Source organism: Blautia sp. MCC270 (genome assembly GCF_018785605.1).
Taxonomy (GTDB): Bacteria; Bacillota; Clostridia; order Lachnospirales; family Lachnospiraceae; genus Blautia_A; species Blautia_A fusiformis.
This window is the reverse complement of the sequence record NZ_WQQD01000001.1, coordinates 1-23,458: the sequence shown is the minus strand read 5'-3', so window position 1 is coordinate 23,458 and position 23,458 is coordinate 1. Positions and strand designations below refer to the sequence as shown.

Sequence of the window (23,458 nt, the reverse complement as noted above, 5' to 3'; positions counted from 1 at the left end):
CGGTCAGTATTGCCGGATATTTTTTATTTAAAATATTTCTCCCTGACGAGTTCAACCGGCATGTCCAGTCCGGTCCAGATGTGGAAAGCCTTTACACCCTGGTGGAGCAGCATGTACATTCCGTTAAAGGTCGGACATCCGGCTTCCCGGGCTTCCCTGAGAAGTCTTGTTTCTCTTGGCTCATATACAACATCGGCTACGGTAAGCTCCGGATGGAACAGAGTCTTGTCCGGGATCACGGTGCCTGTCACATCCGGGACCATTCCCACAGAAGTTGCATTGATGAGGAGATTGCTTTCCTCCAGTGCGTCCTTCAGCGCAGTGTGATCATCCATCTCATGAAGGATCATCTCACATTCTGTCATATGAGACATTTTTTCTGCCATGGCAGCAGCACGTTCCCAGTAACGGCTGGTAGGACGTGCAAAAACATGGATCTTTTTTGCACCCTCCAGGGCGGACTGGCCGCAGATCGCCATTCCGGCACCGCCGACACCCATAACGGTGATAGTGCGCCCCTTTACATCACAGCCGGCATCTCTGGCAGACTGGGTAAATCCATAACCATCCGTATTAAACCCCTTTAATTTTCCATTGTCGTTGCGTACGGTATTTACCGCTCCGATCAGCTGGGCAGTGGGAGAAAGCTCGTCCAGAAGCTCCACGATCTTATTCTTGTTTGGCATGGTCAGGTTAAAGCCCTTGATCCCACAGGCTTTCAGTCCTTCCACAGCCTGGGGAAGGGTCTCCTCTGTTACATCAAAACAGAGATACACATAATCAAGTCCAAGATAACGGAATGCCTCATTGTGCATTAAAGGTGATACGCTGTGTGCCACGGGGCTTCCCAGAAGGCCGGTAAGCCCGGTATGTCCGGTAATATTGATCATTGTTCGATTCCCTCCTGTATCTCATATAATAGAATTTCTTTACGAAATATAATAAAAAATATTTTAGCACTATAAAGTGCGAAAATCAACAAATACAAATATTGTACGGAAATTTATACATTTTTGTCGCTGATTCATAGAAAAAATCTATAAATGTCGATACAGACAGAAACGACCCGATAAGTTAGAAGAATCGACATCCGGATTTGACAAAATATGCAAAGAGCCTGCCCTATAATAAATGCACTTACCAAAGTTGAGAATCGATGGTAGACGAAACAGCAGTGGGGGAAGCTTATGTATCAGAGGATATACATAGATATCGTTTTTATGACGAATTTCCTTATGGATTACATGCTTTTAAGACTTGTGGGAAAATTTCTGCATCTTGACGGGAAACGCAGAAGATGTGTGATATCCGCTGCCTTTGGATCTTTTGTATCCTGCCTGCTTGTATGTGCACCTTTTAAGATCATTTTTCCTGCCGCTGTACTGATCCATGGCGGCTGCGCTTTTTTTATGGCGTCGTTTGCTTTTCGACTGAAAAAAGGCGGCCTTCTTGTAAAAACCATTCTGGCTCTGTATTTCACAGCTTTTGTGGTTGGCGGGATCTATCAGGCACTGGAAACGGAAAGAACCATGACGGTGAAAATATTTCTGCTTTTTCTGGCAGGGATTTATGGCACACTTTATACTCTGGGATGTGTGACCGAGACCTTCCGGTTTGGAAGAAGAAATATTTTTCCGGTCACTTTGAAATATCAGGGGAAGCTGCAGCAGACATACGGCTTTTATGATACCGGAAATCTCCTTATGGATCCTGTGAAAAAACAGCCGGTATCGATCATCAAACAGGAACTTTTGGGAAGCCTGATATCGAAAGAGCAGGTGAAAAAACTGATGGATATTAAAGATAAACCAGAGGCACTGGAAAATACAGGATTTGTCAGTCTGCAGCCGCATTTTCTGAGCTGTCATACCGCAGATGGAAAAAAAGGACTGCTGCTGGCAGTGATCCTTGATGAACTTCTGATCCAGACTCCCGAAAGGGTGGTACATGTAGGAAAACCGGTGCTTGCCATAACATCCGAGCCCTCAGCTTTGGGAGAAGAGTACGAGATACTTTTGAATTCCAGACTATTAAATTGAGAAGGGGGCTTATGTTATGAACAGAGCAGCTGCAAGATCCTATCCGTTTCAGGTGATCCGGAAATTTATGTTCAATCGTCCGGGAGAGGTTTTTTATATTGGTGGAAATGATATCCTTCCGGCGCCGTTGTCAGCGGAACGGGAGGCTGAAGTGATCGAAATGCTGGGAACAGAAAAGGAAAAAGAGGGAAAGTCGGTTCTGATCGAGCATAATCTACGGCTGGTGGTTTATATTGCAAAGAAATTTGATAATACAGGGGTAGGTGTGGAGGATCTGATCTCCATCGGAACCATAGGGCTCATAAAGGCTATCAATACCTTTGATCCGGTAAAAAATATCAAGCTTGCTACCTATGCATCACGATGTATCGAAAATGAGATCCTGATGTATCTGAGGAGAAACAGCAAAACAAAGATGGAGGTTTCCATTGATGAGCCGCTGAATGTGGACTGGGATGGAAATGAGCTGCTGCTTTCGGATATTCTGGGAACGGATGACGATGTGATCTCCAGACGTCTGGAAGATGAGGTGGAGATCGCACTTCTTGGAAAAGCCATCAGCAAACTGACAAAGCGGGAACAGATGATCATCCGTCTGCGATTCGGTATCGGAAACCGGGAAGGAAGCGAGAAAACACAGAAGGAGGTAGCGGATCTTTTAGGAATTTCGCAATCCTACATTTCCCGCCTAGAAAAGCGGATCATGAAGCGGCTGCGGAAAGAAATCGTAAAGTATGAATAGATGAAACCGGAAAAAACGGTTTACCGGACAGGTTTCCCTTATGGAGGAAGTAAAACCAAAAAATATTTTTGAGACACCACAGAGAGATGCGCGTCTTGGATGGACCGGTGATGCAGAAATCTTCTGCCGTACGGCATGCTTCCTTGAAAATACCTATTCCTTCTACCGAAAATGGCTCCGTGATGTGGAGGCAGACCAGACAGAGGAGGGCGGTGTTGCCCATGTTGTTCCGGATATCATTTCCGGAAACGAAGGGGATAATTGGCTCCTTGAGCAGGGAAGTCATTCGGCAGCAGCGAGAAGATTTAAAATTCCGGGAAATACAGTAGAATTTGTCAGAGACCTTCGATATAATAAATACAGAGTGTTTACAGGGCTACAGAATGAACAAAAGAAGAAGGGGTGTGGCAGAATGATCGACATTGCACATGCAAAACAGGAATTCGAAAAATATCTGGATGAATACGACCGGGAGGATGAACAGATCTGTCTGAAAATCGTACATACCTATGGCGTGGTGAAATACGCAGGAGAGATTGCCAGAAAAATGGAATGTTCCGGTGAAGATGTGGAACTTGCGGAGCTGATCGGTCTGCTTCATGATATTGGCCGTTTTGAGCAGATCCGTAGATTTCACAGCTTTGAGCCGGGAACCATGGATCATGCCGTGTTCGGTGCAGAACTTCTCTTCGGGGAGGAGAAGCTGATCCGGCGTTTCGTGGAGGATGATAAATTTGATGAGCTGATTGATGCAGCAATTCGGAAGCACAGTGATTTCAAACTGGAAGGAATCCACGATGCAAGAACACTTTTCCATGCAAAACTGATACGAGATGCCGATAAGCTGGATAACTGCAGAGTAAAGCTGGAGGCGTCTGTTGAAGCCATGCTGGGAGTCTCTGAGAAAGATGCAGGAGAAGGGCTGATCTCACCGGCAGTGTGGGAGTCCTGTCTCAGAAGAGAATCCGTGTTATCCGCAGATAGACATGTGCCGGTGGATTACTGGGTATCTTATCTTGCACAGTATTATGATATTAATTTTCCTGAGACCTGTGAGATCATCGAAGAAGAGGATTATATCACCAGGATCGCAGGCCGGCTGACGTACCAGGAACAGGATACCAGAACTAAGCTCCATATTCTCACAGAAGATCTGAACAGGTATCTGGAGATGCCGGCTGTGTCTGTGAAGGAATAGGAGCATAGCAGTTACTGTTCACTGGCCAATGTCCCACGAGGTGTTTTTTGTGAGCGAAGGTCACAGAAAACCCGAGACATATCGCGCGAATTTATGCGATTAGCATAAATTCTGTGCCTCGCGAAGCGTGTTACTGAGAACGGAGTGAACAGTAACTCATAGCAGGGAGACTTGTTATATTTTTTTGTTTGGGGTTGACTTTGAGGCGGTTTTCGCCTAAAATATATCAAAGATACGGCGATGATGAGAATAGTACACAGGGAATTATCTCAGAGAGGGATCTGCTTTGGTGGAAGGATCCTGTGCGTGAACTGTGGAACCGGCCTCGGAGCTCTGCGTGATTGAAGCGTGGCGTGTGTTTCCGGCGTTAACGGGTGTTGAGAGAACAGCTTTTCAGGCTGTTAACTGGGGTGGTACCGCCGAAGTCATTCGGTCCCTTGTGAGGGATTTGGATGGCTTATTTTTTTGTCCGTAAAACGGGATTGTAAATGCAGTGTACGGTTTATGGGACAGAAGAGTGAGCTGGAAGGATTCCGGATTGCTGTGGCTGCCTGACAGCCGGCAATATGTAACAGATCACAAGAAAAAGGAGATTTATCATGGCAAAAGAAAAGAAATTAGTACAGGCCATCACATCTATGGATGAGGATTTTGCTCAGTGGTATACAGACGTTGTTAAGAAGGCTGAGCTCTGTGGCTATACAAGTGTTAAGGGCTGTATGGCGATCAAACCTGCAGGTTATGCGATCTGGGAGAATATCCAGCATGAGCTTGACCGCAGATTTAAAGAAACCGGTGTAGAGAACGTTTACATGCCGATCTTTATCCCGGAGTCTCTTCTTGATAAAGAGAAAGATCATGTAGAAGGTTTTGCTCCGGAGGTTGCATGGGTGACTCATGGCGGCCTTGATCCGCTGCAGGAGAGACTTTGCGTGCGTCCGACTTCTGAGACTCTGTTCTGCGATTTCTACCAGAAAGAGATCCAGTCCCACAGAGATCTTCCAAAGGTATATAATCAGTGGTGTTCCGTTGTCCGTTGGGAGAAGACAACACGTCCCTTCCTTCGTTCCAGAGAGTTCCTGTGGCAGGAGGGACATACTGCTCATGCAACAGCTGAGGAAGCGGAGCAGCGTACCATCCAGATGCTGAACATCTATGCAGACTTCTGCGAGGAAGTTCTTGCGATTCCGGTCATCAAAGGCCAGAAGACAGACAAGGAGAAATTTGCAGGTGCTGAGGCTACTTATACCATCGAATCTCTGATGCACGACGGTAAGGCTCTCCAGTCCGGTACAAGCCATAACTTTGGAGATGGCTTTGCCAAAGCATTCGGAATCCAGTACACAGATAAAGATAATACACTGAAATATGTTCACCAGACATCCTGGGGAATGACAACCCGTATGATCGGTGCGATCATCATGGTTCACGGTGATAACAGCGGACTTGTTCTTCCTCCGAGGATCGCTCCGGTACAGACTGTGATCATCCCGATCCAGCAGCGTAAAGAAGGGGTTATGGAGAAGGCTGACGAGCTTCTTGCAGCACTGAAGGCAGCAGGTATCCGTGCAAAGGTTGACGCGACAGACAAGAGCCCGGGATTCAAGTTTGCTGAGCAGGAGATGCGTGGTATCCCGCTTCGTGTGGAATGTGGACCGAAGGATATCGAGAACGGTCAGGCAGTTCTCTGCAGAAGAGATACCCGTGAGAAATACACAGTATCCTTCGAGGAACTTGCAGATAAGGTAAAAGAGCTTCTGGATACCATTCAGCATGATATGCTGGAGCGCGCACGTGCACACAGAGAGGCACATACTTACGTAGCAAAGAATTATGAGGAGTTCGGTGAGATCATCAACAGCAAACCGGGATTCATCAAAGCTATGTGGTGCGGTGATCGTGCATGTGAGGACAAGATCAAGGAAGATTTCCAGGCAACATCCAGATGTATGCCGTTTGAGCAGGAGCAGTTAAGCGACGTTTGCGTATGCTGCGGAAAACCGGCTAAGAAAATGGTTTACTGGGGACGTGCATACTAAAAAAATACAGCAGGCCACTTCAAAAAAGTGGGATGATCATATTGCGTTACTGTTCACTGGTAATGTCCCGCGAGGTGTTTTGTGTGAGCGAAGGTCACAGAAAACCCGAGACATACCGCGCGAATTTATGCGATCAGCATAAATTCTGTGCATCGCGAAGCGTGTTACTGAGAACGGAGTGAACAGGAACCATATTGCAGAAACAACGGCGGGGCAAAATATGCTCCGCTGTTTTTATGAATCTATGTTATAATAGCGTTAAGGAAAACATATCAGAATATTATTCGGCTGCTGACATGGAGATAATACAGCGAAATGTAAACGTGTTTTGAACGGACAGCAGCGATCATCAAGAGGAGTTATTATGACGATTAACATACCACAAAAAGTAGAACAGATCCTACATATTCTCAATGAAGCCGGCTATGAGGCATATGTTGTTGGCGGCTGTGTCCGGGATTCCATCCTGGATCGGGTGCCTGGGGACTGGGATATCACTACCTCCGCACTTCCGGAGCAGGTGAAGGAGCTTTTTCACAGAACTGTAGATACGGGGATCCAGCATGGAACAGTAACTGTAATGATGGGCAAAGAGGGCTTTGAGGTGACAACCTACCGTGTGGACGGAGAATATCATGATGGCCGTCACCCGGATGCCGTGACCTTTACCAGGAGTCTTGAGGAAGATCTGAAACGAAGAGATTTTACCATTAACGCCATGGCTTATCATCCGGGGCATGGACTGGTGGATCTGTTTGGCGGAATGGAGGATATCAATAGGAAGATCATCCGTTGTGTCGGGGATCCGGTGGAACGTTTTACAGAGGATGCTCTTCGGATGCTCCGTGCAGTGCGTTTTTCCGCACAGCTTGGTTTTACTGTGGAGGAGAATACGAAAGCGGCACTGGCGCGGATGTCGGGGAACCTGGAGCATGTCAGTGCAGAGCGTATCCAGACAGAGCTTGTAAAGCTTCTGGTATCCGATCATCCGGATTACCTCCGGACAGCTTGGGAGACAGGCCTTACCCGGGAATTTCTTCCGGAATTTGATGCCTGTATGGAAACAGCGCAGAATACCCCCCATCACTGCTGCAGCGTAGGCGAGCACATCCTGAAAAGCCTTACGGAGATCGAGAATGACAGGCTTCTTCGTATCACCATGCTTCTTCATGACATTGCCAAGCCGGTTGTAAAAAAGACAGATGAGAATGGAAGAGACCACTTTAAGACTCACGGACCGGCAGGCGAAAAGCTGGCAGGAAAGATCCTGCGCCGTCTGAAATTTGATAATGTAACGATCCGAAATACCTGTCGTCTGATCCGGTATCATGATCTTCGTCCCACTCCGGACGCTGAGGATGTGCGGAGAGCTGTGAATCTTATCGGAGAAGAGCTTTTTCCGCTGTATCTGAAAGTGCAGAAGGCAGATCTTTTATCCCAGAGTACTTACAGGAGGGAGGAGAAGCTGGCACGGTTAAGCGGTGTGACGGAAGCTTATCAGGGGATTCTTGAAAGAGGTGAATGTACATCTCTGAAAACCCTGGCAGTTTCCGGAAAAGATCTTATAAAGGCAGGACATCCGGCCGGACCGGCACTGGGAGCACTGCTCGAAAGACTTCTTGACTGTGTGCTGAAAGATCCAACCCTTAATACAAAAGAAAAACTTCTTGAAACAGCAGAAAAAGACAGCATAAAAACCGAATAGAATAACAAAAATCCCCCCTGCATAAAATAGAACGTAAAATAAGGCAGGGGGGAACTTTTTTGTATGATTATGGGTTGAGCGTGCTGGAGCAGTATGGGCTTACGGCTTCATTCTCAGGCAGGGTGCGGGGGGCACTTCTGTGCCGGACAGAAAAAGGTCCGGTGATACTCCGGGAATTTCATGGCTCGGAAAAAAAGCTTTCCATGCAGCAGCAACTTCTTGAAAAAATGAAAGAACAGAACTGTCTTGTGGACGCCTATCTCAGAAACAGGGAAGGCGTACTGGTAAGCAGGGACAAAGATTCTGTTCCATATACTGCACAGATCTGGTTTGAGGGACGGGAATGTGACACGAGATCCGAAAACGATATTTTAAAAAGCATCCGGACTCTGGCACAGATCCACAAGATCATGCAGCTTCCTGTGGAAATGGATTATGCGGGAAGAAATCTGCAGGAAGAATATATCCGGCATAATCAGGAAATGAAAAAAATACGCCGTTTTATCCGAAAAAAAGGAGCGGTCAATTCTTTTGAGAAAGATTATCTGAAAAGCGTGGAATGGTTTCTGCAAAAAGGAGAAGAAGCGGCAGCTATGCTGGAAACCACGGATTATAAAAATCTGCGGCAGCAGTCTCTTCAAAGCGGCAGTATCTGTCATGGCGAATATAATCAGCATAATGTGCTGATACTTGGGAAAAACACAGCGGTGACGAATTTCAGTCACTGGAGCTTTGATGTGCAGATGGCAGATCTGTACCGCTTTATGCGGAAAATCCTGGAGAAATACAGTTGGGATCTGCACCTCGCGCAGAAGATGCTTTCTGCATATGATTCCGTACGGCCGCTCTCGGAGTCTGAGTGGCAGAACCTGAGAGTCCGGTTCTGTTATCCGGAAAAATACTGGAAACTGGCAAATCATTATTATACACATAACAAGGCTGTGATCTCCGGAAAAAATGTGGAAAAGCTGAGAACCCTGATCCATCAGAAAAAACAGTGGGAGGAATTTTCAAAACAGTGCTTCAGGTAGTAATGATTCTGAATGTGACAAAAACAAAACTTCCCTTTTTCTGAAAATTGTTATATAATATTAAGTATCTTATATAAAGAAACAGGGAGGTATTTTGGAACATGGATTATAAAGAAATCTATAATCAGTGGCTTGAAAACCCATACTTCGATGAGGCGACAAAAGAAGAATTGAAAGCGATCAAAGACGACGAAAATGAGATCAAAGAGCGTTTTTATATGGATCTTGAGTTTGGTACGGCAGGCCTGCGTGGTATCATCGGCGCAGGTACCAACCGTATGAATATTTATGTGGTAAGAAGAGCAACCCAGGGACTTGCCAACTATATTGCCAAGGTTGACAAGAAATCCCAGGGAGTTGCTATCGCATATGATTCCCGTCATATGTCACCGGAGTTTGCCCAGGAAGCAGCACTTTGCCTGGCAGCAAACGGGATCAAGGCTTATATCTTTGAGACACTTCGTCCGACACCGGAGCTTTCCTTTGCAGTACGTCATCTGGGCTGTGTGGCAGGTATCAACGTAACAGCCAGCCACAATCCTCCGGAATACAACGGATACAAGGTTTACTGGGAGGACGGCGCGCAGATCACACCACCTCATGATTCCGGTATCATGGGCGAGGTAAAGGCAATCTCCGACTGGAATACCGTAAAGACCATGGACAAGGAAGACGCAGTAAAGGCAGGACTTTTCGAAGTGATCGGACAGGCTGTCGATGATGCTTACATGGCAGAGCTTAAGAAACAGATCATCCATATGGATGCGATCCAGGCAGAGGGCAGGAACCTGAAGATCGTTTACACACCTCTTCACGGAACCGGCAATATCCCGGCCAGAAGAATCCTTAAAGAGCTTGGATTTGAGAATGTATATGTAGTACCGGAGCAGGAGCTTCCGAACGGGGATTTCCCGACAGTCAGCTATCCGAACCCGGAGGCAGCAGAGGCATTTGAGCTTGGCCTGAAGCTTGCGAAGGAAGTGGATGCAGACATCGTACTTGCCACAGACCCGGATGCAGACCGTCTTGGCGTCCGCGTAAAGGATAAAAACGGAGAGTACCATGATCTTACCGGTAACATGTCCGGATGCCTTCTTGCAAACTATGAGCTGAGCCAGAGAAAGGCTGTAAACGGAAGCCTTCCGGAGGACGGAGCTCTTGTAAAGACTATCGTTACAACAAACCTGGCAGATGCCATTGCCAAGGGATACAACGTGAATCTTATCGAAGTACTTACCGGATTCAAATACATCGGACAGCAGATCCTCGGATTTGAGAACAGTGGCAAGGGTACATATCTTTTCGGATTTGAGGAGAGCTACGGCTGCCTTATCGGAACCTATGCAAGAGACAAGGATGCCATTGTTGCTACCATGGCACTTTGCGAAGCTGCTGCTTACTATAAGACACAGGGCAAGACTCTCTGGGATGCAATGATCGATATGTATGAGGAGTTTGGTTACTATAAGGATGCCATTCAGGCAGTTACCATGAAGGGTATCGAGGGACTTCAGAAGATCCAGGAGATCATGACAACACTTCGTCAGAATCCGCCTGCTGAGTTTGCCGGACATAAGGTGACTGCTGTACGTGACTACAAGCTGGATGAGATCACAGATCTTGCAACAGGTGAGAAGAAGCCGACAGGACTTCCGAATTCCAATGTTCTCTACTATGAGCTTACCGATGATGCATGGGTTTGCGTAAGACCGTCCGGAACAGAGCCTAAGGTTAAATTCTATTATGGCGTTAAGGGAACATCTCTTGCAGATGCAGACGAGAAATCTGATGCAATGGGCAAGGCGGTTCTTGAAATGGTTGATTCCATGAAATGATTGATTCCATGAAATGATAAAATGGTCACATTCCGCCTGTAATATGCGAAAAACCTTGACATTATAAGCCAAAAGCGGTATATATATAAAGCAAAGTCAAAAATAAGAGAACATCAATTATAGGAGGAAACACCATGAATAAAACAGAGTTAGTGGCAGCAATGGCGAAAGACACCAATCTTTCCAAGAAAGATGTAGAAGCTGTTCTGAAATCTTTTATCGATGTTGTAACAGATGAACTGAAAAAAGGCGAGAAGATTCAGCTGGTTGGATTTGGAACTTTCGAAGTAAGCACAAGAGCTGCAAGAGAGGGAAGAAATCCTCAGACTGGTGAGACCATGACGATCGAGGCTTCCAAGTCTCCGAAGTTCAAAGCAGGAAAAGCTTTAAAGGACGTTGTCAACGGTAAATAATCTGTTGGTTCAGAGTGATAACGGCAGGGGAAACCGGTTTTTGGTTTCCCCTGCTTTTTTAGGAGGAAAAATTATGCGTCTTGATAAATATCTGAAAGTATCCAGACTGATCAAACGCCGTACGGTGGCAAATGAAGCCTGCGATGCAGGAAGAGTTCTGGTCAATGACAAGCCGGCCAAGGCTTCTGTACAGGTAAAGACCGGTGACACTGTGGAGATCCAATTTGGAAGCCGTAATGTAAAGGTTGAAGTCCTGGAAGTTAAGGAAACGGTAAAAAAGGATGAGGTGGAAAGCATGTTCCGCTATATCTGATGCAGGGACAGCTGCCGTTTGGGCTTGATGGTCTATTCCGGATGGATTTTTCATAAAATAAAAGAGAAATCATCCCCAGGGAGGTATGGATTGGACGAGAAGAAACCGGCAGCATTTCACAGTCTGATGCTGGAGCGGCAGAAAGGCGGCACCATAACGGGAATCCGGGAGGTGATCTCTTTCGATGAAAAAGAAATACTGCTGCATACAGAGGAAGGAAAGTTATCCATAAAAGGCGAAGGACTTCATGTAAAACATCTTGATCTGAAAAGCGGGCAGCTTAGCTTGGAGGGAAAAATCGACAGTCTTACCTATCTTGGCAGGAAAAAGGACAAAAAAGAAGGATCCCTTTTAAAAAGACTGTTCCATTAAAGCTAAAATGACAGCAAACCGGTTGATATTTTTTTGAAGAAGTTGTAAAATTTGGATGTATAAGCTCGTAAAAGGTAAAGAGATCAGATTGTGTAAAAAAGGAGCAGCAGATTGAAAAATCCAAAAAATGGAAAAGAAAAAAAAAGGATCGGATATAATTATCTTGGCATGGCGGGGATCATGGTGATCGCACTGGTGTTGCTGGGAAGCCTTATGCTGCAGAGTAAGACTCTGGAACGGCGCAGGGATTATTATGATTCCAAAGCTACAGCACTGGAGAAGTCCATTGAAAGTGAGAAGGAACGTACCAAGGAGATCGAAGCAGAGAAAGAACATATGAAGACCGACGAATATGTGGAAGAGGCGGCTCGTGAGAAGCTGGGACTTGTGAAAGACAACGAGATCGTGTTTCAGGAAGAAAAATAGCTGAAAATCAAAGGTTTCGACGAAATTTTTTTTGACATTTTCGTGCGGCTTTGACAGATATTTCAGGGATCTTCCTTTATAATGTTCAGTCAGTGAAGGTTATAAGGGGAGGGGAAAATATGCAGGAATGGATCATTGCCATGCTCGTAGTCAGCATACTGCTGATACTCCGGGACATGGCAAAAACTGTCTTTTCGGGAAAAACGAAGGAAAAAGAAGAAATGCTGCCGCTTTGTGAAAGCCATCCCCAGAAGGAAAAAGTGGAACGGTATGCAGCATCCTTCCGGAAGCTTGCGGATACATTCTACGGAATGCCTTACCGTAAGGAATTTTTGAGCGGAGGACAGCTGAACCGTATCATATCGGACACCAGTGCGGCTGTATGTTCCAGATGTTATCAGAGAGAGATCTGCTGGGGAGAGCGTGCCGGGGAAACCATGCGGGGCAGTGAGAATATGATCCGTACCATGGAGGAAGGCAATGAAGAGAGTATCCAGAGAGCACGCAGTGAATGGATGGGAGCATGTGGCCGTTCCGCCCAGTATTTTCAGGTCCTGAATGAGGGATTTCGTGAAGAAAGGCAGAATCTCGTGTGGGATAACCGGATGATCGAAAGCCGGCTTGCAGTTGCACAGCAGCTGACGGAAATCTCGAGGATCATGGATCATATGGCAGAAGAGCTGTATGATATCATGCCGGCAGATCCGCAGTTTCAGGAAGATCTGAAAAAGGCTCTTCGTAAAAAGCATGTACTTGTAAAGAATGTCTGGGTCATGGATAAGATCGAAGGAAGACGGCAGATATTTCTGAATCTGAGAGCCAGGAGCGGACAGTGTGTTTCCATGACAGAGATCGCACAGATCCTGTCCAGGATCTGCGGAAGCTCCATGACGCCGGACGCCGGCAGCCGCAGTATTGTAAATGGAGATTTTCGTATGGTCCATTTTGTGGAGGATGTCAGTTATCAGATGCTTTACGGAGTAGCGCGGCTTACAAGAGAAGCGGAAAAGGTTTCCGGAGACAATTATATCTGTCGTCAGGAAGAGGATGGCAGGTTTTTTCTCTGTCTGTCTGATGGGATGGGTTCCGGAATAGAAGCGTTTAAAGAAAGCGAGATCGTGGTAGAACTTCTGGAACAATTTCTGGAATCCGGCTTTTCTCAGGAAACAGCTGCCAGAATGGTGAATTCCGCACTGCTATTGAAAGGACGGGAAGGGATGTTTTCTACTGTCGATATCTGTGCGGTGGATCTTTATACCGGGATCTGTGATTTTCTGAAAGCAGGGGCGTCTTCCACATTTATTAAAAGAGATCACTGGGTGGAATCCATTGCTTCGGAAAATCTTGCAGCAGGCTTGGTCCAGCAGCTGGATTTTGATACTGCCTCAAGGAAGCTTTATCATGGAGATTATCTGATCATGATGACAGATGGAGTTCTGGATGCACTTCCTACAGAACGGGAAGAGGAAACCATGAAGGAGATCATTATGGATGTCCGGGAAAAAGAGCCCAGGGAGATGGGACGGGGAATACTGGAAAGGGTCCTGGGATACAGTGATTATCATGCCAGGGATGATATGACAGTAGTTGTGGCAGGATTGTGGAAAAAATAGAGTATTTTTGGTTACAGGAGAAAAAATGATCACACGTGTAAGAAAATATATCAGAGACAATCGGATGCTGAAAGCAGAGGATATGGTTGTGGCAGGGGTTTCCGGAGGGGCGGATTCCATAGCAATGCTTCATATTTTGAAAAGTCTTCAGAAAGAGATCGGTTTTTCCATGGAAGTGGTTCATGTCCATCATGGGATCCGGGGCCAGGAGGCGGACCGGGATGAGCAGTTTGTGGAAAAAATCTGCCGGGATTGGGGAATCCCTTTCCGGTCCAGGCATTATCCGGTTCCGGAGCTTTCCGGAAAGTGGAAGCTGGGAGAAGAAGAAACCGGAAGGATCGTGCGAAAACAGGCATTTCAGGAGGAAAAAAAGAGACTTGGTTTTTCCGGAGAACAGTCAAAAAAGAACGGACAGTTCCGGGTTGCGCTGGCACATAATCGCAACGATCTGGCAGAGACTATGCTGCATCATCTGGCAAGGGGAACCGGTATCCGGGGACTTTCCGGGATACAGGCGGTAAATGGTGAGATCATCCGGCCGGTTTTGTGTTTAGAACGGAAGGAGATCGTCAATTATCTGAAAGAGAGAGGTATTTCCTATATCACAGACAGCAGCAATCTTTCAGATGACTATACAAGAAACCGGATCCGTAACCATATTCTTCCAGCTATGGAACAGAAGATCAATGCAAAAGCGGTGGAGCATATGGCAGAAACCGCACGGGTTCTGGCAGAGGCAGATTCGTATCTTCAGAAAAAGGGAAGGGAGCTTTTGGCAGGCTGCCGGAAAGAAAATGGCTATCTTCTGGATGAAAAATTTTTTGCACAGGATCCTATCCTTCAGGAATATGCGGTGATGGAGGCGTTTGAGATACTGTCAGGAAAACGTAAGGACTTTACATCTCTTCATGTGGACCAGGTCCTTTCGCTTCAAAAAAAAGAAAACGGTCGTTATATCAACCTTCCGGAATCGCTGCGGGTAATACGACAGTACGGAGGGGTATGTCTGAAAAAGAACTCTGCATCAGACAGAGAGAACGATGCTTCCACTGAAAAAAAAGTATCGGCAGGTCTCATAGAAATGTCTATGGAGCTTCCGGTACCTGGAATTCTGGAAAGTCCTTTCGGAGTTTTTGAGTCGAAAATTTTTTCTTATAAGAAACAGAAGATTGAAGAAAAAAAGTATACGAAATGGTTTGATTATGATAAAATAAAAAATAGTCCATGCGTTCGGACCAGAAGACAGGGAGATTATCTTACTGTAAACAGTGAAGGCGGAAGAAAGAAGCTGAACCGGATCTTTATTGATGAGAAGATTCCGGCGGAGATGAGAGACAGGCTTCCGGTTGTTGCAGTAGGATCTGAGATACTCTGGATCCCGGGAGGACGGATGAACGAGAAGTATAAGATCACTTTCACTACAGGGAGAGTGTTAGAATTACATTACCAAGGAGGAGCTTTAGCATGAGCGAAAAAATCAGGGTTTTACTCAGTGAAGAAGAGGTAGATGCCCGTATCCAGGAAGTTGCAGATATGATCAACAAGGATTATGACGGAAAAGATGTACACATGATCTGCGTTCTGAAAGGCGGCGTTTTCTTTATGTGTGAGCTTGCCAAGAGGATCACACGCCCGGTAACACTGGATTTCATGTCTGTGTCCAGTTACGGTGATGATACGAAATCCAGCGGTGTTGTAAAGATCGTCAAGGATCTGGATCAGCCACTGGACGGGAAAGATGTTTTGATTGTAGAGGATATCATTGATTCAGGCAGAACCTTAAGCTATCTGCTGCGTATCCTGAAGGGCAGACATCCGGCAAGCATCAGACTCTGTACACTTCTTGACAAACCGGAGAGACGTGTGACAGATGTAGAGGTAGATTACTGCTGCTTCAATATTCCGGACGAGTTTGTAGTAGGATACGGACTTGATTATGCCCAGAAATACAGAAACCTTCCTTACATCGGAGTAGTGGAGCTTCAGGACTGAAAGGAGATTTAACCAAGTGAGCAAGCATTCAGGTAAGATAGGCCTGTACCTTCTGCTTATTGTGGCACTGATCGCAGGATATCTGTATCTCAATGACCAGGTATCTACCCAGGGCAGCTACACAATGGGCCAGCTGGAAAAGGCTCTGGAAGAAGACAAAGTGACGGATGCGGTGATCCATCAGAACAGAGAAGTGCCCACCGGTTATGTAACAGCAAACATTGTTTCAGATGGTCAGAAGACAGTCTACGTAACCGATGTAAAGGAAGCGGAGGCGCTTCTTGAAGAACATGATATCGATCCGACGATCCGCAATGTACCCAAGGACAGCTCCATGATCGGAACAGTACTTCCGGTAGTGCTTACCGGCGCGATCCTTCTCTTTTTCTTTATGATGATGAACCGGCAGATGTCTGGAGGCGGCGGAAGCAATGCGAAGATGATGAACTTCGGAAAAAGCAGAGCCAGGATGTCGTCCCCTGATGATAAGAAAGTAACGTTCAAGGATGTTGCAGGTCTTCAGGAGGAGAAGGAGGATCTGGAGGAAGTGGTGGATTTCCTGAAATCCCCACAGAAGTATACCAAGGTAGGTGCCAGGATCCCGAAAGGAGTGATCCTTGTGGGCCCTCCGGGAACAGGTAAAACTCTTCTCGCGAAGGCAGTTGCAGGAGAGGCCGGAGTTCCGTTTTTCTCCATTTCCGGATCCGATTTCGTGGAGATGTTTGTTGGTGTCGGTGCTTCCCGTGTACGAGATCTTTTTGAAGAGGGCAAGCGTCATGCACCGTGCATCATCTTTATTGATGAGATCGATGCGGTAGCCCGTCAGAGAGGAACCGGTATGGGCGGCGGCCACGATGAGAGAGAGCAGACGTTGAACCAGCTTCTTGTAGAGATGGATGGTTTTGGAGTAAATGAAGGAATCATCGTAATGGCAGCGACCAACCGTGTGGATATTCTGGATCCTGCGATCCTCCGTCCGGGACGATTTGACCGTAAAGTCGGTGTAGGACGCCCGGATGTCAAGGGCAGAGAAGAGATCCTTATGGTCCATGCCAAGGACAAACCGCTGGGAGATGATGTGGATCTTCGCCAGATTGCCCAGACAACCGCAGGATTTACAGGTGCAGATCTGGAGAATCTTCTTAACGAAGCTGCCATTGATGCTGCAAAAGAGGGCCGTCCTTATATCATGCAGAAGGATATCAAGAAAGCATTCATCAAGGTCGGGATCGGTGCAGAAAAGAAGAGCAAGGTCATCTCTGATAAAGAGAAAAAGATCACAGCTTATCATGAAGCAGGCCATGCGATCCTGTTCCATGTACTTCCTCATATGGATCCGGTATACACCATTTCCATTATCCCTACGGGAATGGGAGCTGCCGGCTACACCATGCCGCTGCCGGATAATGATGAGATGTTTAATACAAAGAACAAAATGCTGGAGGATATCACCACGCTTCTTGGCGGACGTGTGGCTGAGGAGATCATCTTCGGAGATATCACCACCGGTGCTTCCAATGATATCAAACGTGCCACAGAGACTGCACGCTCTATGGTAATGAAATACGGTATGTCTGAAAAAATCGGTCTGATCGCTTACGGCAACGATGACGATGAGGTATTTATCGGCCGTGATCTGGCACATACCAGAGGCTACAGTGAGGAAGTGGCAAGAGAGATCGATGGGGAGATTTCCCGTATCATCCGTGAGTGCCATGAGAATGCAGAGAGCATCATCCGTGAGAATATCGGCGTTCTTCACAGCTGTGCGGCCCTTCTTCTCGAGAAGGAAAAGATACATCGTGAAGAGTTTGAAGCACTTTTTACAACAGAAAAAGAAGAGGTTGCAAAAACAAACGAATAAAATGCACAAAAAAAAATATTGAATTTTGTGAACTTTGTGCACACTTTTTGGTGGACACATGGTACTATAAATACCGTAAAAACCCCCCAATACATTATATAGTTTTTGCTACACCCCATAAGAAGAAATACCTTCTCCAAAAAAGGCAGCTTAACCAGCTGCCTTTTTTACTGCCCAAAAATAAAAGATGAATTACGGAGAAAACAGATATATATGCTTGCGGGATGGAAAAAATTAAGATAATATATTTAAAACATGGTACTAAAAACGGAATGAGGAAGATAGAATGTTATATGAAAGCATGGAGACTGCAAAGAAGATGCGGTATATACTCAATATGAGTCCGGTATTAAATAAAGACGCAATGTTCAGTGACGGGACGGAATATTACCGTACACCTGTGGAGCCGCGGGAAGATGATACAGTTACGATCCGTTTTCGTACCCAGAGAAATAACGTGGACAACGTCTGTCTTGTGCATGACGGAGAATATCTGGAAATGAAGCGGGAAAAAACTTCCGGAAGCTTTGATTATTATACTGCACAGATCGTAATGGGAAAAGATCTTGTACGATATTACTTTGAGATCCATTCAGGACTTGTTACCTGTTATTATGATACAAATGGTGTAAGCATCAGACATGAGGAAAGGACAGAATTTGAGATCTATCCCGGATATCATGTGCCTGAGTGGCTGAAGGGTGCTGTGATGTATCAGATTTATGTGGATCGTTTCTGTAACGGAGATCCTTCCAATGATGTGGAAACAGGGGAATATTTCTATATCGGGGACACTTCCGTAAAAGTGGATAACTGGGAAAAGGTTCCGGCTGTGATGGGTGTCCGGGAATTTTATGGCGGCGATCTTCAGGGAGTTATGGATAAGCTGGATTATCTTCAGGAGCTTGGAGTGGATGTGATCTATCTGAATCCGGTCTTTGTCTCTCCTAGCAACCATAAGTATGACTGTCAGGATTACGATCATATCGATCCGCATATCGGAAGGATCGTAGAGGACTGTGATGGTCTGTTAAGTCCCGGAGACAGTGACAATAGTCATGCCCTTAAGTATATCCGCCGTGTGACCGATAAACGGAATTTGGAGGCCAGTAATAAGCTTTTTCAGGAGCTTGTGGAGGAAATTCACAGAAGAGGGATGAAAGTGATCCTGGATGGGGTATTTAACCATTGCGGATCCTTTAATAAATGGATGGACAGGGAACGGATCTACGAAAATCAGGAAGGCTACGAAAAGGGGGCCTATGTTTCGGCGGACAGCCCTTATCGTTCTTTCTTCTGCTTCCAGGATCAGAACCGCTGGCCATATAATCCAACCTACGACGGCTGGTGGACCCATGATACCCTGCCAAAGCTGAACTACGAAGAATCTGAGGAGCTTTGCCGGACGATCCTTGATGTGGGCAGAAAATGGGTTTCGCCGCCGTATAACGTAGACGGCTGGAGACTGGATGTAGCTGCAGATCTGGGCCACAGCAATGATTTTAACCATCACTTCTGGAAAGAGTTCCGGAGGACAGTAAAAGAAGCCAATCCTGATGCAGTGATCCTTGCAGAACACTACGGAAATCCGGAAAGCTGGCTTCGCGGCGATGAGTGGGATACGGTTATGAACTATGACGCTTTTATGGAGCCTGTAACCTGGTTCCTGACCGGAATGGAGAAGCACAGTGATGAGTACCGGGAGGACCTTTATGGCAACAGTGAGGCCTTTATCGGGGCGATGAAGCATCATATGCAGTCTTTGCATATGGGAGCGCTTTATGGAGCCATGAATGAGCTTTCAAACCATGACCATTCCAGATTTTTGACAAGGACCAATCACAGAGTAGGAAGGCTTTCCTACGCAGGCGCAGAGGCAGCATCTGCAGGCATCAATTCTGCCATCATGAGAGAGGCTGTTGTGATCCAGATGACGTGGCCTGGTGCGCCTACGGTATATTACGGGGATGAGGCCGGCGTCTGCGGCTTTACAGATCCGGATAACCGCAGAACGTATCCCTGGGGAAAAGAAGACCAGGAGATGCTGGACTTTCATAAACGTATGATCTGCATACACAAGGCATATCCGATTCTTGCAAAGGGTTCCCTAGAATTTCTGTGGAACGATCATCAGGGCTTGAGCTATGGTCGTTTTTCTGATTCTGAACAGATTATAGTGATCCTTAATAATCAGGATCAGGAGAGAGACATAAGGGTAACAGCCTGGAAAACCGGTGTAAGCCGGAAAGAAGCAACGGCTTTTCAGCGCCTGATGCTTTCTTCCGGAGAGGGTTATACGGAAATGCCGGAAGAATATATTGCAGATGCAGGGATTCTTCAGGTGAAGATGCCTGCATACGGAGCGATGGTGCTTCACCACAGGGCGAGGGATAAATACAAATGATGCACGAGTAAGGCAGAGAAAAAAGCCAATCTGTTCTTCCATTGGGAAGCGGATTGGCTTTTTGCATTGTGTTTTATGCGTTATTCTTCTGTAACGTGTTCCAGCCCCTGATTCATGATGGTTGCCACATGGCTGTCTGCTAGGGAGTAGTAAATGGTTTTTCCATCTCTTCGAAATTTGACCAGTGACATCTGCTTCAGTACCCGGAGCTGATGGGAAATGGCACTCTGGGTCATGGAAAGACGATCGGCAATATCCTGAACACAGAGCTCTTCCACAGAAAGTACGTACAGGATACGGATCCTGGTAGGATCACCGAAAACCTTGAACAGGTCGGCAAGCCGGTACAGTGTATCATCATTGATCGGGTAATCTATATGTGTTTTCTTCATTTGCGCATCCTCCAAACTGTTAACTTCTATTGTAGCTGAAAAAAACGCACCGGTCAAATTCTTTTCTGCATCACTGGGGAGGTGTATGGATGCACAGGGATCCGCTGCAGGATATCTGCCCTGCAGAACGGATCTTATTTTTTATACAGGATACGAATGGAATTCAGCACGCAGATCATGGCAACGCCAGTGTCTGCAAATACGGCCATCCACATGTTGGCATGTCCGGCAAGACCAAGGATCATAACTGCGATCTTGATCACCAGGGCAAATATTACGTTCTGCCATGCAATACGGTTTGTGCTTCGTGCAATGGCAATGGACTGAGGGATCGCATCTACATTGGAATTCATAAATACGGCATCTGCGGCTTCAATGGCAGCATCTGCACCGCTTCCCATGGCAGCACCTACATCAGCACCTGCAAGAACAGGAGCGTCGTTGATACCGTCACCGACAAACATAACCGTTCCATGTGCCTGGCGGACCTTTTTCAGGGCATTGAGCTTATCCTCCGGAAGAAGCTTTGCATAGATCTCATCGATCCCGGCATCTTTTCCTACAGCCTGTGCACTGTCTTCGGAGTCTCCAGTGAGCATAACGGTGTGGAGACCAAGCTTTTTCAGAGAAGCAATGGCTTCCTTTGCGTCAGGTTTGATGGTATCGGAGATCAGCATATATCCTGCGAAGGTTCCGTTTACTGCCATAAATACTTCAGAGCCGTAAGCGGCTTCCTTTAATTCTCCGATTGTAACTCCGAATTTATCCATCAGCTTGCGATTTCCGCAGAGAACTTTTCCCTCCGGCATTTCCGCAACGATCCCGTGACCGGAAATTTCTTCCAGGGAGATCGGTTTTTCAAATTGGATCTCACGTTCCTTTGCGGCAGCAACGATGCTGTTCGCAATAGGATGTGTGGAGTTCTGTTCACAGCCTGCACACATGGAAAGGAGTTCATTTTCCGTGTATTTACCGGTGGCAACAACCTTCTGAAGCTGGAAGTTACCCTCTGTGATAGTACCGGTCTTATCCATGATCACAGCGCCGAGCTTACTTAATCCTTCGATGGAAAGGCCACCCTTGAAAAGGATACCCTTTTTGGAACCGGCACCAATCCCAGAGAAGAAGGCCAGCGGGATACTAAGTACAAGAGCACAAGGGCAGCTCATTACCAGGAAAGTAATGGCTGTGTAGATCCAGTAATGCCAGTTTCCGGTAACAAGGGATGGGAGTATGGCAGTTGCCACTGCGATTCCTACAACACAAGGAGTATAAACCCTGGCAAAACGTGTGATAAAGCGGTCGATCTTCGGTTTGCTTGCTGCCGCGTTTTCTACGGAATCCAGAATACGAGTGACCATGGATTCTTCCAGAGGTTTTTCCACGCGGATCTTAAGCTGGCCGGAAGTGTTGACGCAACCAGAAGTGATCTCATCACCTTCATTTACAGCAACCGGTACAGGCTCTCCTGTGATCGGAGAAGTGTCGATACGGCTGTTTCCCTCAATTACGATACCATCAAGAGGGATGCGGTCTCCGGGACGGACCAGAAGAATGTCTCCGATCTGAGCCTCTTCAGAGGGAATTACCTGGATATCATCGCCTGTGACCAGGTTTACAACTTCCGGACGAAGGTCTACGGCATCCATGATCTGCCCGCGGCTTCGTTCAACGGCTTTTTCCTCAAAAAGCTCGCCGATGCGGTAAAAGAGCATAACGCCTACGGCCTCAGCAGAATCATTGATGGCAAAAGCGGCAAGTGTTGCAATGCTCATGAGAAAGTTTTCGTCAAAAATCTGTCCGTGAGAGATGTTTTTGGCAGCTTTTACAACGATAACACCCCCAAGCGCCAGGTATGCGATCACAAATACAGGAAGAGTGGCACTGGTACCAAAGCCTTTGTGTTCCATGATCTCTCCGGCAACGAAGAGTACTGCACCGATGATAATGCAGATGATATCTACGTTTTCCTTGGAGAAAAATTTCTTCCTGGAAGCGGTTTGGTGAGTCGCTGTTGTTGGGGACTGAGTCTTTGGCTTCGGATCCTTTTCTTTTACAAGAACTTCGGATTCAATGGATGTACAAATCTTACGGATCTGCTCCAGGTATCGATCCGGATTCTTTGCAGTTAAGCGAAGCTGTTTTGTTGCAAAAGTGATGGTTGCTTCGGAAATGCCTTCAAGGTTTGCAATTTGTTCCTCCATTTTGGAAGCGCAGTGAGCGCAGCCTAGATTCTCCAGAAGATAGGTCTTAGTTGTTGTGTCAGTGGAAGCTGCCGGAGCTGGATTTCTCGGAACAACTTTAACTTCAGACTCAATGGATGTGCAGATCTTGCGGATCTGCGGAAGCAGAGCGTCTGGATCTGCAGCCCCTAAGCGAAGCTGTTTTGTTGCAAAAGTAATGGTAGCGCTTTCGACGCCTTCAAGAGCCTGGATCCGTTCCTCCATTTTGGAAGCACAGTGAGCGCAGCCGAGGTTCTCCAGAATGTAGACACGCTTTGCGGTGAGAGCATTGTGGGAGTGATCGTGGTGCTCATGATCTCCGCAACCACAACCACAGTGCTCGTCATGGTGGTGAAGGTGCTCGTGAGCATGATGTTCGTGCTCGTGATCCTCGCAGCCACAACCACAGTGCTCGTCATGGTGGTGATGATGCTCATGTTCATGATCTTCATGTTCATGATCCTCACAACCACAGACGCAGTGCTCGTCATGGTGGTGATGATGCTCATGTTCATGATCTTCATGGTCATGATTCTCGCAACCACAGACGCAGTGCTCATCATGGTGATGGTGCTCATGATCGTGATGTTCTTCATGCTCATCATGGCTGTGATGCGCATGCTCGTGACCGCAGCCGCAGGAATCTGCGGACTTCATGGAATCTTTCTTTAATTTTTCTTCCATATGAACTCTCCTTGCTGATTCGTTTGTTTTTATATGAATATATGAATTAATGTTCATATGACTATTTAATCATATATAAAAATCTTTGTCAACAGCTTTTCAAAGAACGGATCAAAGAAAAGTAAAATTTATTGCAAAAGAAATATAGAAAATATTAATATATTCTGAAAAAAT

The 23,458-nt window shown here is 46.4% G+C and carries 19 protein-coding genes and 1 other annotated feature; of the genes, 16 read left to right on the top strand and 3 right to left on the bottom strand.

What is annotated here, in order from left to right; all coding sequences use genetic code 11:
• Positions 1 to 23: 23 nt before the first annotated feature.
• Positions 24 to 890, bottom strand: a complete 867-nt coding sequence (locus GPK58_RS00100) for a shikimate dehydrogenase (protein ID WP_022427354.1) — start codon at positions 888 to 890, stop codon at positions 24 to 26.
• 297 nt (positions 891 to 1,187) lie between these two features.
• On the opposite strand from GPK58_RS00100, the gene GPK58_RS00095 reads away from it, so the two are divergent.
• From GPK58_RS00095 to GPK58_RS00015, 16 genes are all read left to right on the top strand, one after another.
• On the top strand, positions 1,188 to 2,039 hold the full coding sequence (locus GPK58_RS00095) for a sigma-E processing peptidase SpoIIGA (protein WP_059085399.1): 852 nt from the start codon (positions 1,188 to 1,190) through the stop codon (positions 2,037 to 2,039).
• Positions 2,040 to 2,055: 16 nt separating this feature from the next.
• Positions 2,056 to 2,781: an RNA polymerase sporulation sigma factor SigE gene (sigE, locus tag GPK58_RS00090; protein WP_015527110.1), complete on the top strand. Its 726-nt coding sequence runs from the start codon at positions 2,056 to 2,058 to the stop codon at positions 2,779 to 2,781.
• Between the two features lie 40 nt (positions 2,782 to 2,821).
• Positions 2,822 to 3,979 (top strand): alpha-L-rhamnosidase-related protein, encoded by a 1,158-nt coding sequence (locus GPK58_RS00080; RefSeq protein ID WP_252195729.1) that lies wholly within the window; start codon positions 2,822 to 2,824, stop codon positions 3,977 to 3,979.
• A 231-nt stretch (positions 3,980 to 4,210) separates the two neighbouring features.
• Positions 4,211 to 4,420: a binding site (T-box leader), on the top strand.
• A 158-nt stretch (positions 4,421 to 4,578) separates the two neighbouring features.
• Positions 4,579 to 6,018: a proline--tRNA ligase gene (gene proS / locus GPK58_RS00075; protein WP_015527114.1), complete on the top strand. Its 1,440-nt coding sequence runs from the start codon at positions 4,579 to 4,581 to the stop codon at positions 6,016 to 6,018.
• A gap of 364 nt (positions 6,019 to 6,382) precedes the next feature.
• Positions 6,383 to 7,723, top strand: coding sequence for a CCA tRNA nucleotidyltransferase (locus tag GPK58_RS00070; protein WP_215637981.1), 1,341 nt, complete (start codon positions 6,383 to 6,385; stop codon positions 7,721 to 7,723).
• Positions 7,724 to 7,782: 59 nt separating this feature from the next.
• Entirely contained in the window at positions 7,783 to 8,754 is a 972-nt protein-coding gene (locus GPK58_RS00065) for a hypothetical protein (RefSeq protein WP_173741780.1), read from the top strand.
• A 101-nt stretch (positions 8,755 to 8,855) separates the two neighbouring features.
• Positions 8,856 to 10,589: a phospho-sugar mutase gene (locus tag GPK58_RS00060; RefSeq protein WP_015527116.1), complete on the top strand. Its 1,734-nt coding sequence runs from the start codon at positions 8,856 to 8,858 to the stop codon at positions 10,587 to 10,589.
• Positions 10,590 to 10,708: 119 nt separating this feature from the next.
• Positions 10,709 to 11,002 carry an HU family DNA-binding protein gene (locus GPK58_RS00055; protein ID WP_227573730.1) on the top strand — a complete coding sequence of 98 codons (294 nt, stop codon included), beginning with the start codon at positions 10,709 to 10,711 and terminating at the stop codon, positions 11,000 to 11,002.
• Between the two features lie 73 nt (positions 11,003 to 11,075).
• The gene (locus tag GPK58_RS00050; RefSeq protein WP_015527118.1) at positions 11,076 to 11,315 is read left to right on the top strand and encodes an RNA-binding S4 domain-containing protein; all 240 of its coding nucleotides are present in this window, start codon (positions 11,076 to 11,078) and stop codon (positions 11,313 to 11,315) included.
• 90 nt (positions 11,316 to 11,405) lie between these two features.
• Entirely contained in the window at positions 11,406 to 11,687 is a 282-nt protein-coding gene (yabP, locus tag GPK58_RS00045) for a sporulation protein YabP (protein ID WP_044960948.1), read from the top strand.
• 111 nt (positions 11,688 to 11,798) lie between these two features.
• Positions 11,799 to 12,113: an FtsB family cell division protein gene (locus tag GPK58_RS00040; protein ID WP_021650636.1), complete on the top strand. Its 315-nt coding sequence runs from the start codon at positions 11,799 to 11,801 to the stop codon at positions 12,111 to 12,113.
• Between the two features lie 119 nt (positions 12,114 to 12,232).
• On the top strand, positions 12,233 to 13,726 hold the full coding sequence (locus GPK58_RS00035) for a SpoIIE family protein phosphatase (RefSeq protein WP_044960946.1): 1,494 nt from the start codon (positions 12,233 to 12,235) through the stop codon (positions 13,724 to 13,726).
• A gap of 25 nt (positions 13,727 to 13,751) precedes the next feature.
• Positions 13,752 to 15,194 (top strand): tRNA lysidine(34) synthetase TilS, encoded by a 1,443-nt coding sequence (gene tilS / locus GPK58_RS00030; protein ID WP_215637980.1) that lies wholly within the window; start codon positions 13,752 to 13,754, stop codon positions 15,192 to 15,194.
• A complete protein-coding gene (gene hpt, locus GPK58_RS00025) occupies positions 15,191 to 15,718 on the top strand; it encodes a hypoxanthine phosphoribosyltransferase (protein ID WP_015527123.1) in 528 nt (175 codons plus the stop codon). The genes tilS and hpt overlap by 4 nt, the downstream gene beginning before the upstream one ends.
• 16 nt (positions 15,719 to 15,734) lie before the next feature.
• A complete protein-coding gene (gene ftsH / locus GPK58_RS00020) occupies positions 15,735 to 17,582 on the top strand; it encodes an ATP-dependent zinc metalloprotease FtsH (protein WP_022427362.1) in 1,848 nt (615 codons plus the stop codon).
• Between the two features lie 286 nt (positions 17,583 to 17,868).
• Complete coding sequence (locus GPK58_RS00015) at positions 17,869 to 19,986, top strand: glycoside hydrolase family 13 protein (protein ID WP_215637978.1); 2,118 nt, start codon at positions 17,869 to 17,871, stop codon at positions 19,984 to 19,986.
• Between the two features lie 80 nt (positions 19,987 to 20,066).
• On the opposite strand, the gene GPK58_RS00010 is transcribed toward GPK58_RS00015, so the two are convergent.
• The gene (locus GPK58_RS00010; RefSeq protein ID WP_022427364.1) at positions 20,067 to 20,378 is read right to left on the bottom strand and encodes an ArsR/SmtB family transcription factor; all 312 of its coding nucleotides are present in this window, start codon (positions 20,376 to 20,378) and stop codon (positions 20,067 to 20,069) included.
• Positions 20,379 to 20,512: 134 nt separating this feature from the next.
• Positions 20,513 to 23,284, bottom strand: coding sequence for a heavy metal translocating P-type ATPase (locus tag GPK58_RS00005; protein ID WP_256443677.1), 2,772 nt, complete (start codon positions 23,282 to 23,284; stop codon positions 20,513 to 20,515).
• Between the last annotated feature and the right edge of the window lie 174 nt (positions 23,285 to 23,458).

Excerpts from the sequence above, each read along its gene's own strand:
- GPK58_RS00100 (WP_022427354.1), bottom strand. The coding sequence starts at position 890 with ATGATCAATATTACCGGACATACCGGGCTTACCGGCCTTCTGGGAAGC.
- GPK58_RS00095 (WP_059085399.1), top strand. The coding sequence starts at position 1,188 with ATGTATCAGAGGATATACATAGATATCGTTTTTATGACGAATTTCCTT.
- sigE (WP_015527110.1), top strand. The coding sequence starts at position 2,056 with ATGAACAGAGCAGCTGCAAGATCCTATCCGTTTCAGGTGATCCGGAAA.
- GPK58_RS00080 (WP_252195729.1), top strand. The coding sequence starts at position 2,822 with ATGGAGGAAGTAAAACCAAAAAATATTTTTGAGACACCACAGAGAGAT.
- proS (WP_015527114.1), top strand. The coding sequence starts at position 4,579 with ATGGCAAAAGAAAAGAAATTAGTACAGGCCATCACATCTATGGATGAG.
- GPK58_RS00070 (WP_215637981.1), top strand. The coding sequence starts at position 6,383 with ATGACGATTAACATACCACAAAAAGTAGAACAGATCCTACATATTCTC.
- GPK58_RS00060 (WP_015527116.1), top strand. The coding sequence starts at position 8,856 with ATGGATTATAAAGAAATCTATAATCAGTGGCTTGAAAACCCATACTTC.
- GPK58_RS00050 (WP_015527118.1), top strand. The coding sequence starts at position 11,076 with ATGCGTCTTGATAAATATCTGAAAGTATCCAGACTGATCAAACGCCGT.
- GPK58_RS00035 (WP_044960946.1), top strand. The coding sequence starts at position 12,233 with ATGCAGGAATGGATCATTGCCATGCTCGTAGTCAGCATACTGCTGATA.
- tilS (WP_215637980.1), top strand. The coding sequence starts at position 13,752 with ATGATCACACGTGTAAGAAAATATATCAGAGACAATCGGATGCTGAAA.
- hpt (WP_015527123.1), top strand. The coding sequence starts at position 15,191 with ATGAGCGAAAAAATCAGGGTTTTACTCAGTGAAGAAGAGGTAGATGCC.
- GPK58_RS00015 (WP_215637978.1), top strand. The coding sequence starts at position 17,869 with ATGTTATATGAAAGCATGGAGACTGCAAAGAAGATGCGGTATATACTC.
- GPK58_RS00010 (WP_022427364.1), bottom strand. The coding sequence starts at position 20,378 with ATGAAGAAAACACATATAGATTACCCGATCAATGATGATACACTGTAC.
- GPK58_RS00005 (WP_256443677.1), bottom strand. The coding sequence starts at position 23,284 with ATGGAAGAAAAATTAAAGAAAGATTCCATGAAGTCCGCAGATTCCTGC.